The 14,772-nt window shown below is 61.6% G+C and carries 17 protein-coding genes; 8 read left to right on the top strand and 9 right to left on the bottom strand.

Features of this window, described 5'->3' with window-relative positions:
* Window positions 1–210 precede the first annotated feature (210 nt).
* The 3 genes from NW855_RS04265 to ubiE all read left to right on the top strand — a co-directional run bounded on the left by NW855_RS04265 (window position 211) and on the right by ubiE (window position 2,094).
* Window positions 211–489, top strand: coding sequence for a hypothetical protein (locus NW855_RS04265; RefSeq protein ID WP_099812897.1), 279 nt, complete (start codon window positions 211–213; stop codon window positions 487–489).
* Window positions 490–591: 102 nt separating this feature from the next.
* Window positions 592–1,332: a hypothetical protein gene (locus NW855_RS04260; RefSeq protein ID WP_099812898.1), complete on the top strand. Its 741-nt coding sequence runs from the start codon at window positions 592–594 to the stop codon at window positions 1,330–1,332.
* 51 nt (window positions 1,333–1,383) lie between these two features.
* Window positions 1,384–2,094, top strand: a complete 711-nt coding sequence (gene ubiE, locus NW855_RS04255) for a bifunctional demethylmenaquinone methyltransferase/2-methoxy-6-polyprenyl-1,4-benzoquinol methylase UbiE (RefSeq protein ID WP_011431047.1) — start codon at window positions 1,384–1,386, stop codon at window positions 2,092–2,094.
* A 93-nt stretch (window positions 2,095–2,187) separates the two neighbouring features.
* On the opposite strand, the gene NW855_RS04250 is transcribed toward ubiE, so the two are convergent.
* The 7 genes from NW855_RS04250 to NW855_RS04220 all read right to left on the bottom strand — a co-directional run bounded on the left by NW855_RS04250 (window position 2,188) and on the right by NW855_RS04220 (window position 8,346).
* Window positions 2,188–2,847 carry a VanW family protein gene (locus NW855_RS04250; RefSeq protein ID WP_228375280.1) on the bottom strand — a complete coding sequence of 220 codons (660 nt, stop codon included), beginning with the start codon at window positions 2,845–2,847 and terminating at the stop codon, window positions 2,188–2,190.
* Between the two features lie 5 nt (window positions 2,848–2,852).
* A complete protein-coding gene (locus tag NW855_RS04245) occupies window positions 2,853–3,620 on the bottom strand; it encodes an anti-sigma factor domain-containing protein (protein ID WP_011431045.1) in 768 nt (255 codons plus the stop codon).
* Between the two features lie 20 nt (window positions 3,621–3,640).
* The gene (locus NW855_RS04240) at window positions 3,641–4,231 is read right to left on the bottom strand and encodes a sigma-70 family RNA polymerase sigma factor (protein ID WP_011431044.1); all 591 of its coding nucleotides are present in this window, start codon (window positions 4,229–4,231) and stop codon (window positions 3,641–3,643) included.
* A gap of 197 nt (window positions 4,232–4,428) precedes the next feature.
* Window positions 4,429–5,046, bottom strand: a complete 618-nt coding sequence (locus NW855_RS04235) for an ABC transporter permease (RefSeq protein ID WP_414508391.1) — start codon at window positions 5,044–5,046, stop codon at window positions 4,429–4,431.
* Window positions 5,043–6,011: an ABC transporter ATP-binding protein gene (locus NW855_RS04230; protein WP_011431042.1), complete on the bottom strand. Its 969-nt coding sequence runs from the start codon at window positions 6,009–6,011 to the stop codon at window positions 5,043–5,045. Before NW855_RS04230 ends, NW855_RS04235 begins: the two co-directional genes overlap by 4 nt.
* A gap of 21 nt (window positions 6,012–6,032) precedes the next feature.
* Window positions 6,033–6,932: a glycine betaine ABC transporter substrate-binding protein gene (locus NW855_RS04225; protein WP_011431041.1), complete on the bottom strand. Its 900-nt coding sequence runs from the start codon at window positions 6,930–6,932 to the stop codon at window positions 6,033–6,035.
* 151 nt (window positions 6,933–7,083) lie between these two features.
* On the bottom strand, window positions 7,084–8,346 hold the full coding sequence (locus NW855_RS04220) for an HhoA/HhoB/HtrA family serine endopeptidase (RefSeq protein ID WP_011431040.1): 1,263 nt from the start codon (window positions 8,344–8,346) through the stop codon (window positions 7,084–7,086).
* Window positions 8,347–8,902: 556 nt separating this feature from the next.
* On the opposite strand from NW855_RS04220, the gene NW855_RS04215 reads away from it, so the two are divergent.
* The 5 genes from NW855_RS04215 (at window position 8,903) to NW855_RS04195 (ending at window position 12,465) form a co-directional block, all read left to right on the top strand.
* Window positions 8,903–9,604, top strand: coding sequence for a hypothetical protein (locus NW855_RS04215; protein WP_099812900.1), 702 nt, complete (start codon window positions 8,903–8,905; stop codon window positions 9,602–9,604).
* Between the two features lie 321 nt (window positions 9,605–9,925).
* Window positions 9,926–10,411, top strand: coding sequence for an allophycocyanin subunit alpha (gene apcA / locus NW855_RS04210; protein WP_011431038.1), 486 nt, complete (start codon window positions 9,926–9,928; stop codon window positions 10,409–10,411).
* A gap of 60 nt (window positions 10,412–10,471) precedes the next feature.
* The gene (apcB, locus tag NW855_RS04205) at window positions 10,472–10,957 is read left to right on the top strand and encodes an allophycocyanin subunit beta (RefSeq protein ID WP_011431037.1); all 486 of its coding nucleotides are present in this window, start codon (window positions 10,472–10,474) and stop codon (window positions 10,955–10,957) included.
* Window positions 10,958–11,097: 140 nt separating this feature from the next.
* The gene (locus NW855_RS04200; RefSeq protein WP_011431036.1) at window positions 11,098–11,301 is read left to right on the top strand and encodes a phycobilisome linker polypeptide; all 204 of its coding nucleotides are present in this window, start codon (window positions 11,098–11,100) and stop codon (window positions 11,299–11,301) included.
* A 132-nt stretch (window positions 11,302–11,433) separates the two neighbouring features.
* Window positions 11,434–12,465, top strand: coding sequence for an ATP-binding cassette domain-containing protein (locus NW855_RS04195; protein WP_011431035.1), 1,032 nt, complete (start codon window positions 11,434–11,436; stop codon window positions 12,463–12,465).
* Between the two features lie 24 nt (window positions 12,466–12,489).
* Here the strand turns inward: NW855_RS04195 and NW855_RS04190 are convergent, their stop codons facing one another.
* Complete coding sequence (locus NW855_RS04190; protein ID WP_011431034.1) at window positions 12,490–14,130, bottom strand: 2-isopropylmalate synthase; 1,641 nt, start codon at window positions 14,128–14,130, stop codon at window positions 12,490–12,492.
* A 43-nt stretch (window positions 14,131–14,173) separates the two neighbouring features.
* Window positions 14,174–14,716, bottom strand: coding sequence for an arylamine N-acetyltransferase (locus tag NW855_RS04185; protein WP_414508390.1), 543 nt, complete (start codon window positions 14,714–14,716; stop codon window positions 14,174–14,176).
* Between the last annotated feature and the right edge of the window lie 56 nt (window positions 14,717–14,772).

Raw genomic sequence — 14,772 nt, 5'->3', positions numbered from 1 at the left:
TTTCTCTCCTTCCTCTTGAATACCTGTACCCTATTTTAAATTAAAAGGCTGTACCAGTCCGTTGAAGCAGCAACTCCGAGAAGTGATTCTCGGAAGCTCCCGTCTACAGCCCGTCAGGGCTTAGCGGGAGAGGATGTCACGAGTTTGGAACCACGATAAGGCTCAATTAAGGCTAGGTTGAGATAGAGAATTCACCTTCAAAAAGCAGACATGACGGATCCCAAGTCGGCCTCTTTCCCCAACCAAAAGGCTTCTCCAACCACCTCCCAGTCCTCTCCGCCCCTTTGGCTAAGCCTAGCGCTGGGGATCACCACCGCTCCTGTTTTGTTGGGGCTGGTCTTGGCGGATCGCGCCGCCAAGTGGCTGCGATCCCTGAGCTGGGAGGATCCAGGCTGGTGGTTGGGGGAACGGCTGCCCAACCTAGATAGCGCTGCTCTCTGCGCCCAGCAGCAAGAGCGCAAAGATTCTGGGCCAGCGGAGAATCCCTAGCTCCTCGTCGCTTTCGTATCATAGGTAGAGCAAGCCGGTAGCAGGAGTGAGCATCCTTTGCGAAGATCGGTCAGGCCAGCGCAAGAGTTCACCTCCCCATTCTTGGGAGCGCTGTTTTGGCTGGGTGCGTTTTTCTTCACAGCCGTGTTGAGCGCCTGTTTGGGCTACCTCTTCGGCCAGCGCGCCCTGTCGGGGGTCTCCTCTCCCGTCACCACAGCCGGCAATGCTTCCTCCTCCCGTGGCGTTCGCGATCCCCGCACCGTGCCCCTCTTGAACGAGGCCGCGGTGATTGCAGCAGCGGAAGCGAGCCTGCGCCCACCCCCCACCCCCGCCCCTCTCTCCACTCCTACATCCGTTCCCGTGGCTAGACCTACCCCGACGCCCACCCCCCGCTTGTCTCCTGAGTTGGCGGCAGCCCCATCCCCCACCCCGCGGCCTGCTTCTCCCTCTCCCCAACCGCCGCGCCCCTCGCCGCCACCGGTGTTTACACCACCTCCCCCACCTCGGCAAGTGGCTGCCGGCGGGCAGGTTGCCATGCAGGTGCTCTCGGTTCGCCGCGAGGGAGGGCAGGTGGTTTTGAACGTGGCGATGCAGAACAATTCGGCGGAGACGGTGCGTTTTCTCTACAGCTTCCTGAACGTTACCGACGACACCGGACGGTCGATCAACGCCCTCACCCAAGGCCTGCCTGGGGAGCTGCCTCCCAACAGCCAAGTCTTCCAGGGAACTGTTCGCATCCCCGCCTCCAGCTTGGCCGGATCCCGGTCTTTGTCCTTGAGCCTGGCCGATTATCCCAGCCGCCGCCACCGAGTCGGGGTGAGCGGGATCCCAGTGCCGCAGTAGTCCCGTCTGGTGACTGCGGCCACGACTGATGCAAAGCGGAGTTGAGAAGCGGTGCCCAGCCCAACCTTTGAGCGCCCTGAGCAGATTCGGGAGCTATTCGACCGCATCGCCCCCCACTACGATGCCCTCAACCAAACCCTGAGCCTGGGCCTGCATCAGGTTTGGAAGCGCATGGCTGTGCGCTGGTCGGGCGCTGGCCCTGGCGGGCAGGTGTTGGATCTCTGCTGCGGCACCGGCGACCTGGCGCTGCAACTGGCCCGGCGGGTGGGACGAAGCGGACAGGTGGTCGGCCTGGATTTCTCCCCGGCCATGCTGGAGATTGCTCGGCGGCGCTCCCGTCTTTTCCCCGGCTACTCCCTAGAGTGGGTATTGGGAGATGCTTTGGCCTTGCCTTTTCCCAACGCCAGCTTTGATGCCGTTACAATGGGCTACGGTCTGCGCAACGTAACCGATATCCCTCAAGCGTTGCGGGAGATTTACCGGGTGCTCAAGCCCGGCTGTCGCGCCGCTCTCTTGGACTTTCATCGCCCCACAGGGATCCCTTTCCTTGCGGACTTCCAGCGCTGGTACCTGAACACCCAGGTCGTCGCCCGGGCGCAAGCTCTGGGATTGGCATCTGAATATGCCTACATCGATCCCAGTTTGGATGGTTTCCCATCTGGCCAAGAGCAGCAGCAAATGGCCTTGCAGGTAGGGTTTTCTGTTGCCAAGTTTTATCCCCTAGCCGGTGGCATGATGGGGGTGCTGGTGATTGGAAGATGATCCAAACGGCTTGTCCCCTTGCTCCTTAAAGAGGCAGCTTAGGATGCGGTTCCCCAGAAGGTGCAGCGGACTTCGCCAAGACGGTTTTGGCAGCTAGGGAGCAACGTAGCGATCTTGGGAGAGGCGCTCGTTACCGCGATAGACGCTTACCTGCAAATGCTGGGGATCCAGTCGCCGCTGCTCTACGCGGATGGGTGGAATGGCTGGAGCAGGGTGGGATCCCCGTCCCAGCACCGACACGATTAGAGTTTGGCCGCGGATCTGAAAGCGCAGGCGTACTGGCCAAGGGAAAGGATTGCGCAACCTGAGATCGGCCAAGCCGTACCAAACCGTGGCATCTAGCCCTGGCGGCACCGACTCCACCTGCCGGTAATGGGGGTGCCTTTCCACCACTTCCAGCCCCGCCAGCAGAGCCGCATTGTAAAGGCTGGAGGAGACTTGACAGATCCCGCCGCCAACCGAATCCAGGGTTTCGGCCACCATGAATACCGGCGCAGGCAGATAGCCCCGCTCCAGGGTGCGCGGCCCCACCACCTGGTTGAAAGAAAAAACCGCCCCCGGCTGAATGTAAACCCCATCCAGGCTTTGGACTGCTTGGCGGATGTTGTGGAGCTGTGGGAGAGTGCGCTCCTGTAAGGAAGTGGTGTATTGGCTCAGGGTGGTTGGGGTGGGATCCATCCACCACAAAGCCAGCAGGGCCAGGGCCAACCCCACCGATAAGGCCAATCCCCGCAGCGCTAGCTTTCCCCTCACTTCTCCTAGAACACCCTGGCTTTGAGAAGAACCTTGCCCTGGGGTTTGCGAGGGACGGCAGCGGCTTGGGCCGTAACCAGCACCTCTTGGGGGCGAGCGTCCTCTGGCAGCGGGCGCGGCGGACGTAAGGCGACAAGCGCGGATCCCTGGGCATCCACTTGAAAGTTGCCGCAGTGGAGGGTCTCGCCGTCCTCCAGCTTGAGCCAGAGATGGTAACGCTCCCCAGGGGCCGGTTGGGGCAGATCCCTCGCCGCCAAGACCACCTCCTGCCACTCTCCTGGGCGATAGAGGAGGTTAGCCGCTGCCGCCTCTCCCTGCAAATTGACCAGGCGGGATCCCGGCTGTTGCAGCAAATGGGCCAGCGCCTGCACCGATTCTAGGCGGGCCAGTTGGAGCGCCTGCCGCAGTCGCCAGTTGTCGAAAACCAGCAGGGCCAAAACCACTGCCGCCAACCCCCCCAGCCAGCGCCACTCAGCGGTGAGGCGACCGAACCCCAGAGAGGACAGGGCCGGCTGAAGAGGTGTCGGCACCTGCTCAATGCCCGCCTCTGCCATCACCTTGCCCCGCAAGCTGGCCGGCGGGATCACCCCCGGCAAGCCGTAGGGCAACAGGTGCAGGGTTTCTTGCAAAGCCTGCAATTCCGCCAGCAACCGTGGGTCTTGGGTTAGGCGTGCCTCTAGGGCGCTTGCCTGCTCAGGAGATAAATCCCCCAGCAGATAGCCGGCCAGTTCTTCCTGTTCTTCCGATGCAAGGGGCAAATGGGATGCAAACATGGCCAGGCCGACAACAGAACCTAACTCCAAACCTCAAGGAGCGCGCGCAGGGATCCCCGCAACTTGCAGAGGGCTTGGCGAGCGCGGGCTTTAACGGTTGCCGGCGGGATCCCCAGGTGTCGGGCAACGTCCGCCTGGCTCAGCCCCTGGTAGTAGATCAACTCTAGAACCTGCCGTTGGCTTTCCGGCAGTTGGCCGAGGGCCTCTTGTACGGCTTGCCGTCGCTCCTCGAGGGAGAGCTGCTCAAAGGGGGCCGGCGCCCTGTTCTCGGCGGCGAGCAGAGATTGCCAGTGCTTCAAAAGACGTTGAGAGCTGTCTTGGGAACGCAGACGGTCGATGGCACGCGAACGGGTCAACAGACAGAGAAAACTGCTCACCGATCCCCGCTGCGGATCATAGCTGGCTTTGCGCCACAGTTCGACAAACACCGCCTGAGTCAGATCTTCCGCCTCGGCCACATGGCCCAGGATCTGGAGGGCCAGCCCATAGACCAAGCCGGCATAGCGGTCGTAAAGCACCCCCAGCGCTGCCCCTTGCCTCTCTCGGATAGCCTCCATCAGTTCCCCATCGCTGCGAGAAGGCCAATCCCTTAGCGGAGGTTGCTCACCCATGTTGCGTCAGGCCCACTCTATAAAGCTACGGTCTTTCCAAGCGGCACCGAATAGCAGGAGGCTGGAATCGTCTCGCCTGGAGAAGTACTTGGCTTCTCGTCCATGCTATAGCTCTTCGTAAAATGGCAGGGGCAGACCGTTGTTCCGTCTTGCGAGGGGGGCTGTCTCCAGCGACTTGAAAAAGGCTCTGGCTCTCTTTAGCCGCGGCGGGCCGCCCACTCCAGCCCCCACAGGGCCGTGTTCACCAGCAAGGCCAAGGATCCCACGGCCAAAGATCCGGCCCAGATCTTGTCGTAGCGACCGGCCTGGGCAATGCCCTCAAAAAGCAGGGTGCCCAGCCCTCCCGCCCCAAACTTAGCCCCCACCGTGGCGATGGCAATGGCCACAATTGCCGCCAGCCGCAAGCCGGCCAGGGCAACCGGCAGCATGAGGGGCACCTGCACCTGCCACCACCGCTGCCAGAAGTTCATCCCCAAGCCCTTGGCCGCCTCCAGAATGGCAGGCTCCACCGAGCGCAGGCCCACGTAAAAATGGCGCACCAAGATCACCTGCGTGTAGAGCACCATCGCCACCACCACCGAGCGGGCATTGAGGCCAAAGTAGGGAACCAACAAGATGATTAGGGCCAGGCTGGGCACTGTGTACAGGATGCTGAGGATCTCCATCACCGGCAGGGCCAGCCAGCGCACCTGGTGCACCAGCAAAGCCAACGGCAGCGCCAGCACCAGGGCAATCCCCAAGGCTGTTGCCACCATCGCCAGGTGCTCTTGGGTAAGCTGCCACACCAGGCCGGGGTTGCTGAGAAGATAGCTCATGCGGATCCCCCCTCCAGCATGGCCAGATGGCGGATGTGATCCAGGGTAACGATGCCAATGGCCCGCCCGTCTTCCCACACTGTGAGAGCTGCTGCCCCCGTGCGCAACAGCAGCGACAAGGCCCGCCGCAGGGTTTCCTGGGGTTTCACCACCGCCCCCTCCTGGATCTGGTGGTTGTGCGGGATCCGCTCCATCGCCGTTTCCACCCGCAGCACGCTCAACTGACGCACCATGTCGTCTGCCCCCAGCAGCTCTCGGACAAAGGGGGTGGCCGGCTGGGTGAGCAGCCGCAAGGGAGTGTCGAACTGTACCACCCGCCCCTGCTGCATCACCAGGATGCGATCTGCCAGGCGCAGCGCCTCTTCCACGTCGTGGGAGACGAAGAGGATAGTCTTTTTTAGTTGCCGTTGCAGGTGTAGGATCTCGTCTTGCAGCTTGCCACGAGTGATGGCGTCGAGGGCACCAAAGGGCTCGTCCATCAGCAGCAGATCCGGATCCCCGGCCAGCGCCCGCGCCAGCCCCACCCGCTGCTGTTGGCCGCCCGAGAGTTGAGCCGGGTAGCGACGTCGGTATTCTTGGGGGGGCAGGTTGACCAAGCTGAGCAGCTCGTCCACCCGCTCGCGGATGCGCTCCCTTGGCCAGCCCAAAAGTCGCGGCACCACCGCCACATTCTGGGCCACCGTCATGTGGGGAAACAGCCCCACCTGCTGGATGACATACCCGATGCGCTGGCGCAGCGCCGTCACCGGAAAGCGGCGGATATCCTGCCCATCCAGGCGAATCTGTCCTTGGGTGGGCTCCAGCAGCCGGTTCACCATTTTTAGAAGGGTGGTTTTGCCGCAGCCGGAAGGGCCGAGGATGACCACCAACTGGCCCGAGGCCACGGAAAAACTGCACTCCTCCACGGCCGGACGGGAATTGTGGGGAAAGCGCAGCGATACCCGCTCGAACTCAAGAGTGCTCACGCCAGGGCCTCGTGCAACGGGCTACTCTTTCAAGATGCCGGCCTCCACCAAGAAGGCTCTCGCCACCTCTGCCGGCTCCCTGCGCTTGCCGCTTACCTCGTAGTTCAGCCGCTGCATCACCTCGTCCGTCAACAGGGGGGAAAGGGCGTTCAAAGCGGTGGCGATGCCGGGGTTGGCTTCCAGGGTATCTTTGCGCACTACCGGCGCCACCTGGTAAGGGGGGAAAAGCTGCTTGTCGTCCTTGAGCACCACCAGGTCAAAGGCGGCAATTTCCCCATCGGTGCCAAAGGCCACCGCCACATCCGCCTCCCCATTGACCAAGCCCTGGTAGCGCAGGCCGGGATCCACCGCCTTGTAGGCCTTGAGGCGAAAGTTGCCGTAGACTGCTTGCAGCCCCGGCAGGCCATCTTCGCGGGCCTGGAACTCCGGCGGCCCGATCATCACCAGCTCGCTCGCTCTGGCCACCATGTCTGAGATGGTAGCGATGCCCAACTCTGCCGCTCTGGCGCGGGTCATGGCCAGGGCCTGGGTGTTGTTCATGGGGGCCGGATCCAGCCAAATCAGTTGGAACTGACGCTCGTACTCGCGGGCCACCGTCGCGTATACCTGGGCCGGGTCGCTGCTGGTGGGCAGCTTGAGCACCGTCAGCAGACCGGTGCCGGTGTACTCCGGGTAGAGATCGATCTCGCCGCTCAACAGGCCGGCATGGGCCACCGGCGTTCCCCCCAAGTTGAGCTTGCGCTCCACCGCCAACCCCGCCGCCTCCAGGGCCAAGGCGTACATTTCCCCCAAGATAAACTGCTCGGTGAAGTCCTTAGAGCCAACGACAATCGGCTTGCCAAAGCCCGCTTGAGGGGCGAGAACAAGGGCTGCCAGCCCCGACAGGGCCAGCAGAGCCAGGCGACGGGTGGTTTTCAGCATAGGCAAGGTGAGAAGGGATCCCCAACTCAAGACAAGCGGCCCCGCCGAGAGCGTTCCGGCCTGGGCCAGGAAGTTTCGACTGTTAGGCCACCATTAAACCATTAATTTCCCTGAGCTGGAACTGCCAACCCTCACCCCCAGCAATATCCCCTTAGCTTCTGCCGGAGGCCGGGAAGGAGCCGGTAACGGCCCGGATCTTCTGCCGCCGCCCAGCTCGCTCGATCTCCAGCTCCAGGGTGCTGCCCACCTCGGTGCGCTCTACCTCTTGTTGTACTTGGTCGGCGGTGGTGACGGCGCGACCATTGATGGCGAGAATGATGTCTCCGGCGCGCAGGCCCGCCCGCTCTGCCGGGGATCCCTGGATCACCTCGCCGATGAGCACCCCCTGATCCACCGTCACGAAGATGCGGCTGTTGGGATCCTGGTTGAGGCGCTCCTTCAGGTCGGGGGTGAGGGTGAGCATACGAATGCCCAGGTAGGGGTGATCCACCTTGCCGCGGGCGATCAACTGGTTGGCCACCCGCTGGGCCGTCTCGATGGGAATGGCAAAGCCCAGCCCCTGCGCCCCTTGGATGATGGCCGTGTTGACCCCGATCACCTCCCCTTGGGCGTTGAGCAGGGGGCCGCCGGAGTTGCCGGGGTTGATGGCCGCATCCGTCTGGATAAAGGACACCCGCTTGTCGGGCACGCGGATCTCGCCGCTGGAGCGGCCCAAAGCGCTGATGATCCCGGCGGTTACGGTGTTGTCCAGCCCCAGCGGGTTGCCGATGGCGATGGCCCACTGGCCCGGCTCGAGGAGCTCGGAGCGACCCAGCTTCACCGTCGGCAGGTTCTGGGCCTCGATCTTCACCACGGCGATATCCGTCACCGGATCGGTGCCGATTACCTTGCCGTCAAAGCTGCGGGTATCCTTGAGCGTCACCGTCACCTTGTCGGATCCCTCGACCACGTGGGCATTGGTGATGATCTGGCCATCCGGGCTGATGATGAAGCCGGAGCCGGTGCCCTGCTGTCGTCGCTGCCGCGGAATGGGGGGGATCACCTGGCCAAAGAAGTCCCGGAAAAAGGGATCGCTGAAAAACTCCTCTGGGAAGGCGCCCGGGACGCTCACCGTCCGCTCGGAATCGATGCGCACCACCGCCGGCCCCACCCTTTGCGCCACCTCGGCAATAAAATTCAGGTTCAGTTGGGGCGGGGTTGCCGTCGTTTGGGCAGATACCCCCTTGCCTCCCACCAGAGCCGCTCCCAGCCCAATGCCCAAGAGCACCAGCAGCACCGGCGAGAGAAGAGACTTGAGAACGGCAAAAGGCTTAAAAAGAGAACGAACTCCGTCCTGCTGAGGCGAACGGGCAGGTTGAGCAGAAGCTTCTGAACGGGGAGAAGGCTGGCCCGGCATGGATGTGCTGCGCTGCATAGCTACAGAAGAATAGGGGTTGGAATCGGAAGAATACCTTGGCCCTCACACGAGGGGCGAAACCTAGGGCATGACAGACTCCCGCCACTCAACCTTGTTGAGTAAACACAACTTGGCTAGAGGACGAACTTCTCGCTTCGTCGGGGAGCCATTGCAAGAACCCTCTGCGTTCGGCTGTGCCGTGCCTTAGGCATGCAGACACGGAATGCCCTACCGCGTAGTTGTATTAGATTCCGGCAACGCCGTTTTATACAACCAGCTCTGTTTTATCTCTGTTTTATCATTTTATCATTACCAGCCTGCGACTGGCGCGGGGGTATCTACCCCCCGAACCCCCACGAGCTAATCTAGCATGGACACTAGGGAGCCCAAGACGGGCGGCGATGGCGCTTTTCCGTACTTCTACCTGGGTTGAAGAGTAGCGGAATCTGCTCGCCTAGAGTAGCCCGTCCTACATCCAACTGGCTTTGATGGGGATAAAGGCCAGACGAGGCTTTTGTTCCCAGCTTTGGCCAGCTTACAGCTAACGTAGAAGTGGTAGATCGGGGGTAAGACCATGACCAACCCAGCCCGTCGTCTGTTGGCTCCTCTGCTCGGTGGGTTTCTCTGGCTACCGGCGGCCAGCCCGGTTTTGGCGCAAATGGGGCCCTTGCCACCACCGCCCCCCGGCGAGGGATGGCGCCCTGTGAATCCTCGTCCCCTCCCCCCTGGATCCCTGCAGCCAAGCCAGCCCTTTCAACTGCAAACCACCCTGCTGCTGCGCTCCGGGGATCTGATCCAGGCAGTTCATCGCTCCCCAGATGCCCTCTTGATTGCCCCTGGGGAAACCCGCGCCGTCAGCCTCAGCCTGGATACCCCTCTGCGGGACATCTACGGCAACATGGTCGTCCCGGCGGGAGCCATCCTAGAAGGCCAATTCCAACCGGTAAGCGGCGGCACCCAGTTTGTCTCGCGAGCTTTGATTTTCAACGGCCAATCCTATCCTCTCTACGCCCAAAGCCAGGTGATCCCGCTGCGCAAGGATCCCCGCCACACTTCTGCAGAGGCAGTTGTGCAGGATGCCCTGATCGGGGCGGCGGCAGGGGCGATCTTGGGCGGCCTGTTTGGCGACCGGGTGATCTCGACGGAGAAGGTGCTGGGCGGAGCGGCAGCGGGGGCTGTAATCGGCAATGTGACGGCGCCAGAGGTGGCGGTGATCGATCCCAACGCCAACTTGACCCTGACGGTCACTCAGGACTTTCAGCCCTATCTGCCCTAGCGACACCTGAAAAGCAAAACTTAACTCCCCAGCGCCGACCGCCATCCCTTGCCACACTGCCCATCCTCAAGCTGTTGACCACTCCGAAAAGCTGAGCAGGGGTTGGTCAATCTGCGGCTGCCTGGGGCTACTCCGGCCAGACCATCGGGGGCTGTTTTACGCTTAACCAACCTCCCCCTTGGCGGGAAGGGAGTGCTCCTTTCCTGGGAGACATTTTAAGAAGTGTGAAGATCTGAGATGGCAGACGGCAAGCATGTCGGAAAATAGCTTGCGGGTATGCTCGCCATACTCTTTAAAAAATTGACTTGAGGATGGATGTCCATGAGTGTTGTCACGAAATCGATTGTGAATGCGGATGCAGAGGCCCGCTACCTCAGCCCGGGGGAGCTGGATCGGATCAAGTCCTTTGTTACCTCCGGCGAGAAGCGGCTGCGCATCGCTCAAGTCTTGACCGAGTCTCGTGAGCGCATCGTCAAGCAAGCTGCCGATCAACTCTTCCAGAAGCGTCCTGACATCGTCTCCCCAGGTGGCAATGCTTACGGAGAGGAGATGACGGCAACTTGCCTGCGGGATATGGACTACTACCTGCGCCTCATCACCTATGGGATCGTTGCTGGCGATGTCACCCCGATCGAGGAGATCGGCTTGGTGGGGGTGCGGGAGATGTACAACTCTTTGGGCACGCCTATTCCGGCGGTGGCCGAGAGCATCCGCCAAATGAAGCAGGTGGCCATGGGTCTGTTGTCTCCTGAGGACGCGGCTGAGGCCGGCTACTACTTTGACTTTGTGGTGGGGGCAATGAGTTAATCCCTCATTGTTCTGACCGCGCAACTGTTTAACGTTCATTAGAGATTTAGGAAGCTCATCATGCAAGACGCAATTACCGCTGTGATCAATAGCTACGACGTCCAGGGCAAGTATCTCGACAGCTCGGCCATGGAGAAGTTAAAGGCTTTCTTCGCCACGGGCGAGCTGCGGGTGCGGGCAGCTGCTACCATCGCGGCCAACGCCTCCACCATTGTCAAAGATGCGGCGGCCAAGGCGTTGCTCTACTCCGATCTCACCCGTCCCGGTGGCAACATGTACACCACCCGTCGCTATGCTGCTTGCATCCGCGACATGGACTACTACCTGCGCTACGCCACCTACGCCATGCTGGCCGGGGATCCCTCCATCCTCGACGAGCGGGTGTTGAACGGGCTCAAGGAGACCTACAATTCGCTGGGGGTGCCGATTGGAGCCACCATTCAGGCCATCCAAGCCATGAAAGAAGTGACCGCCGCCCTGGTGGGGCCTGAAGCTGGCAAGGAAATGGGTGTGTACTTCGACTACATCTGCTCCGGCCTGAGCTAAGGTTCATTGTCTAGCGAGCATGACAGGCGATTTGCCGCAGGGATCTGGTGTGCTAACTGGGGTACGCGAGCTTTCTGAGGTGAGTCGCCTGTTTTGTTGGTCAAGCCAGTTCATTTTGCTGTCAGCAGGGATCCTTTATCATGCGCATGTTTAAGATCACGGCCTGTGTGCCCAGCCAAACCCGCATTCGCACCCAGCGGGAGCTGCAAAATACCTACTTCACGAAGCTGGTGCCCTACGACAACTGGTTTCGGGAGCAGCAGCGTATCCAAAAGTCGGGTGGCCGCATCCTGAAGGTGGAGCTGGTCGCCGGCAAGCCTGGGATAGACGTAGGACTGCTGTAGTTCCCCTGCCTGTTCGCTGTTTCTCCTCCGATCCTGAGAATACCCCCAGCCAGATCCGACATGCCCAGCCTCAGGAGGCTTGCCCTTGAAGTTGGGCTAGCGGATCTGATTTTTTAGGGGGGGTGAGGAGCTATGTTGTCTGACGTGCCAATCCGACCTGAGCCGATCATCGTTGCCCGCGACCTGAGCAAGGTTTACCCGGTAGCCATTAAGGAAGCGGGAGTGATCGGTACATTGCGCCACTTTTTTCGCCGTACCTATCACTACATCCCAGCGGTGCAATCGATGAGCTTCCAGATTCAGCCGGGGGAGGTGGTGGGTTTTTTGGGGCCGAACGGGGCAGGCAAGACCACTACCCTCAAAATGCTGGCGGGTCTCATCTATCCTTCCGGGGGCACGCTGCAGGTGGTCGGCCATGTGCCCTACCGGCGGGAGCGGGCTTTTCTGCAGCAGATTACCCTGGTGATGGGGCAGAAGCAACAGCTTATCTGGGATCTGCCAGCAATGGACTCCCTGCGGATTAACGCCGCCGTTTATGAGATCCCGGAAAAGGAGTTTCGGGAGCGGGTGGGGGAGTTGGCGGAGCTCCTCGACCTGCAGGGCAAGCTGAAGCAGCCGGTGCGCAAGCTTTCTCTGGGGGAGCGGATGAAGGCGGAACTGCTGGCGGCCCTGATCCACCGGCCGCAGATCTTGTTCTTGGATGAGCCGACCTTGGGGTTGGATGTCAACGCTCAGGCCGCCGTGCGGCAATTTCTGCGGGATTACAACCGCCGCTACGGGGCGACAGTCTTGTTGACCAGCCACTACATGGCCGACATTACGGCGCTCTGTGAACGGGTGCTGGTGATCAGCGCCGGGCAACTCATTTACGATGGCGGCCTCGAGGAGCTGCGGCAGCGCTTTGCCCCCTATCGCGAGGTGAAGCTGGAATTGGCCCGCCCCTGCCCCCTCGCCCAATTGCAAGTCTATGGAGAGCTGCGCAGCGAGGGGGATCCCGGCAGCGGCTGTGAGGTGCGGCTGTGGGTGCGGCGGGAACACCTCACCCAAACGGTTGCCCAGCTCCTGGCAGATCTGGAGGTGCTGGACTTGACGGTAACAGACCCGCCGATTGAGGAAGTAATCAGGCGGGTGTTTGCGGAAGGGATCCCTGCGGCCGGGTCCTAGAGGGGCGCTCCTGTCGGTAGCCCATCAGATCTTCTGGGTGGCGGCCTGCCGTTGCTCAGCCGTCGAGCGGGCTGCGTGCAGAGCGGCGTAAAGCTTATTGAGGGCGTTCATGTAGGCTTGGGCCGAGGCGACGATGATGTCCGTATTCGCGGCGTGGCCAGAGAAGACGCGATCCTCGTGGCGCAGGCGGATGGTGACTTCCCCCATGGCGTCGATGCCGGCGGTAACCGACTGGACGGAAAACTCGATCAACTTGTTGGGGATGTTGACGATGCGGTTGATGGCTTTGTACACCGCGTCCACCGGGCCTGTGCCCACGGCGGCGTCCACCCGCTCTTCGCCCTCAGGGGTGATCAGGCGCACCGTGGCCGTGGGGGTCTCGTGGTTGCCGCACACCACTTGCACGTGCTCCAGACGGTAGAGATCGGGCACGGGGCGGGTCTCATCGTTGACGATTGCCTCCAGATCCAGGTCGGTGATCTCCTTCTTCTTGTCTGCCAGCTCTTTGAAGCGCAGGAAGGCTTTGTTCAGATCCTGCTCTGAGAGCTCGAAGCCCAACTCCCGGAGGCGGGTACGGAAGGCGTTGCGGCCCGAGTGTTTGCCCAGCACCAGCGTGCTCGATTGCAGGCCGATGGTCTGAGCGTCCATAATCTCGTAGGTCTGGCGGTTCTTGAGCATGCCGTCCTGGTGGATGCCCGATTCGTGGGCAAAGGCGTTGGCACCAACAATGGCCTTGTTGGGCTGAACCAACATGCCGGTGAGGTTGGAGACTAGGCGGGAGGTGCGGTAGATCTCCTGGGTTTTGATGTGGGTGAGGGGTTTTTCCGAGTCGACCGGCAGGCCAAAGTAGGGGTTGAAGTAGCTGCGGCGCACATGCAGGGCCATCACCAACTCTTCCAGCGCCGCGTTGCCGGCCCGCTCGCCGATGCCGTTGATGGTCACTTCCACTTGCCGCGCCCCCTGCTTGATGGCCTCCAGAAAGTTGGCCACCGAGACCCCCAGGTCGTCGTGGCCGTGGACGGAGATGATGGCCTGCTTGATGTTGGGCACATTCTCGCGGATGCCCTTGATCAGTTGGCCGAATTCTTCCGGCATGCTGTAGCCGACGGTGTCGGGGATGTTGATGGTTTTGGCTCCCGCCCGAATGGCTGCCTCGATCACCTGGTAGAGAAACTCCGGATCGGAACGGGTGGCGTCCATCATGGAGAACTCCACATCGTCCACGAAGGACTTGGCGTAGGCCACCATCTCCTCGGCAATTTGCAGCACTTCGGCGCGGGTCTTGCGCAACTGGTACTTGAGGTGAATGTCGGAGGTGGAGATAAAGGTGTGGATGCGGGGCTTGGCGGCGGGCTTGAGGGCTTCGGCTGCCGCTTCGATGTCGGCCTTGAGGGCGCGGGCCAGGCTGCAAATCACAGGGCCATCGGGGGTGCCCACCTGTTCGGCCACCTTCTGCACCGCCTCGAAGTCCCCGGGGCTGGCATAGGCAAACCCAGCTTCAATGATATCGACCCCCAGCCGGGCCAGTTGCCGGGCGATGGCCAGCTTTTCTTCGGTGTTGAGGGTGGCGCCGGGGCACTGCTCCCCGTCGCGCAGGGTGGTGTCGAAAATGAGCACGTGATCCAGGGCTTGGCCATCAAATGTGGAAACCGCCGCAGCATCCATAATCTTTGTCGGACAACGAGACAGTGTTCTTTATTTTGACATCTTATTCTGGCACTGCTGGATAGGGTTTTGGATCGGGTTTGGAAGAGAGCTGGCGGGCTTCTGTCGGAGCGGCTGTAGGTCTTGCCATCTTTCTCTCAGGGGCAGAAGAGGTTGTGGGAAGGCGGATCCCGAAGGCGCAAGCGAGCAGGTGTTCGTATTCTTTCTCGTCCTTGAGCAGGCGTTCCCGGCGGCCTTCTGGGGTAGTTTCGATCCATTTAAAAACGGAGCCATTGGCGGAGGCGGTGAGGGTGATCCGTCCGCTGGGGGTGGCCAGGCTGCACAGGCGCAGGCGGGTCAACCTGGATGCCGGCGACGTTTGGTGGAAGCGGCACATGGGCTCGAACTCCTGCAGTTGACGCGGGATCCGATCCAGCAGGAAGAGGGTTTTCCGGGTGCGATCCGGTCGTTCCTGTTGAACCCGCCAGTAGCGTGCGGGAGCTGCGGGCCAGGGGATGAGGCGGTAGCGCCCTTCCGCCTGGGCTTGGATGCCGGGATCCCCCAGCCGCAACGGCTCCCGAAAGGCATCTCCATAGCCCACATCCACCAGCCATCAGAACCTCCGGGGTACTCCCGCCACAGCGCAGCTTGGCGGGCTGGAGG

Source organism: Synechococcus sp. RC10B2, assembly GCF_047502635.1.
Note: the sequence above shows the minus strand (reverse complement) of the source record. Positions and strands in the feature narration are given on the sequence as shown.

Bases quoted from the DNA above. Each gene is read 5' to 3' on its own strand.
- NW855_RS04215 (WP_099812900.1), top strand. From the start codon at position 8,903: ATGACCAACCCAGCCCGTCGTCTGTTGGCTCCTCTGCTCGGTGGGTTT.
- NW855_RS04240 (WP_011431044.1), bottom strand. From the start codon at position 4,231: ATGGGTGAGCAACCTCCGCTAAGGGATTGGCCTTCTCGCAGCGATGGG.
- NW855_RS04200 (WP_011431036.1), top strand. From the start codon at position 11,098: ATGCGCATGTTTAAGATCACGGCCTGTGTGCCCAGCCAAACCCGCATT.
- NW855_RS04225 (WP_011431041.1), bottom strand. From the start codon at position 6,932: ATGCTGAAAACCACCCGTCGCCTGGCTCTGCTGGCCCTGTCGGGGCTG.
- NW855_RS04190 (WP_011431034.1), bottom strand. From the start codon at position 14,130: ATGGATGCTGCGGCGGTTTCCACATTTGATGGCCAAGCCCTGGATCAC.
- NW855_RS04235 (WP_414508391.1), bottom strand. From the start codon at position 5,046: ATGAGCTATCTTCTCAGCAACCCCGGCCTGGTGTGGCAGCTTACCCAA.
- NW855_RS04220 (WP_011431040.1), bottom strand. From the start codon at position 8,346: ATGCAGCGCAGCACATCCATGCCGGGCCAGCCTTCTCCCCGTTCAGAA.
- NW855_RS04195 (WP_011431035.1), top strand. From the start codon at position 11,434: ATGTTGTCTGACGTGCCAATCCGACCTGAGCCGATCATCGTTGCCCGC.
- NW855_RS04265 (WP_099812897.1), top strand. From the start codon at position 211: ATGACGGATCCCAAGTCGGCCTCTTTCCCCAACCAAAAGGCTTCTCCA.
- apcA (WP_011431038.1), top strand. From the start codon at position 9,926: ATGAGTGTTGTCACGAAATCGATTGTGAATGCGGATGCAGAGGCCCGC.
- NW855_RS04245 (WP_011431045.1), bottom strand. From the start codon at position 3,620: ATGTTTGCATCCCATTTGCCCCTTGCATCGGAAGAACAGGAAGAACTG.
- apcB (WP_011431037.1), top strand. From the start codon at position 10,472: ATGCAAGACGCAATTACCGCTGTGATCAATAGCTACGACGTCCAGGGC.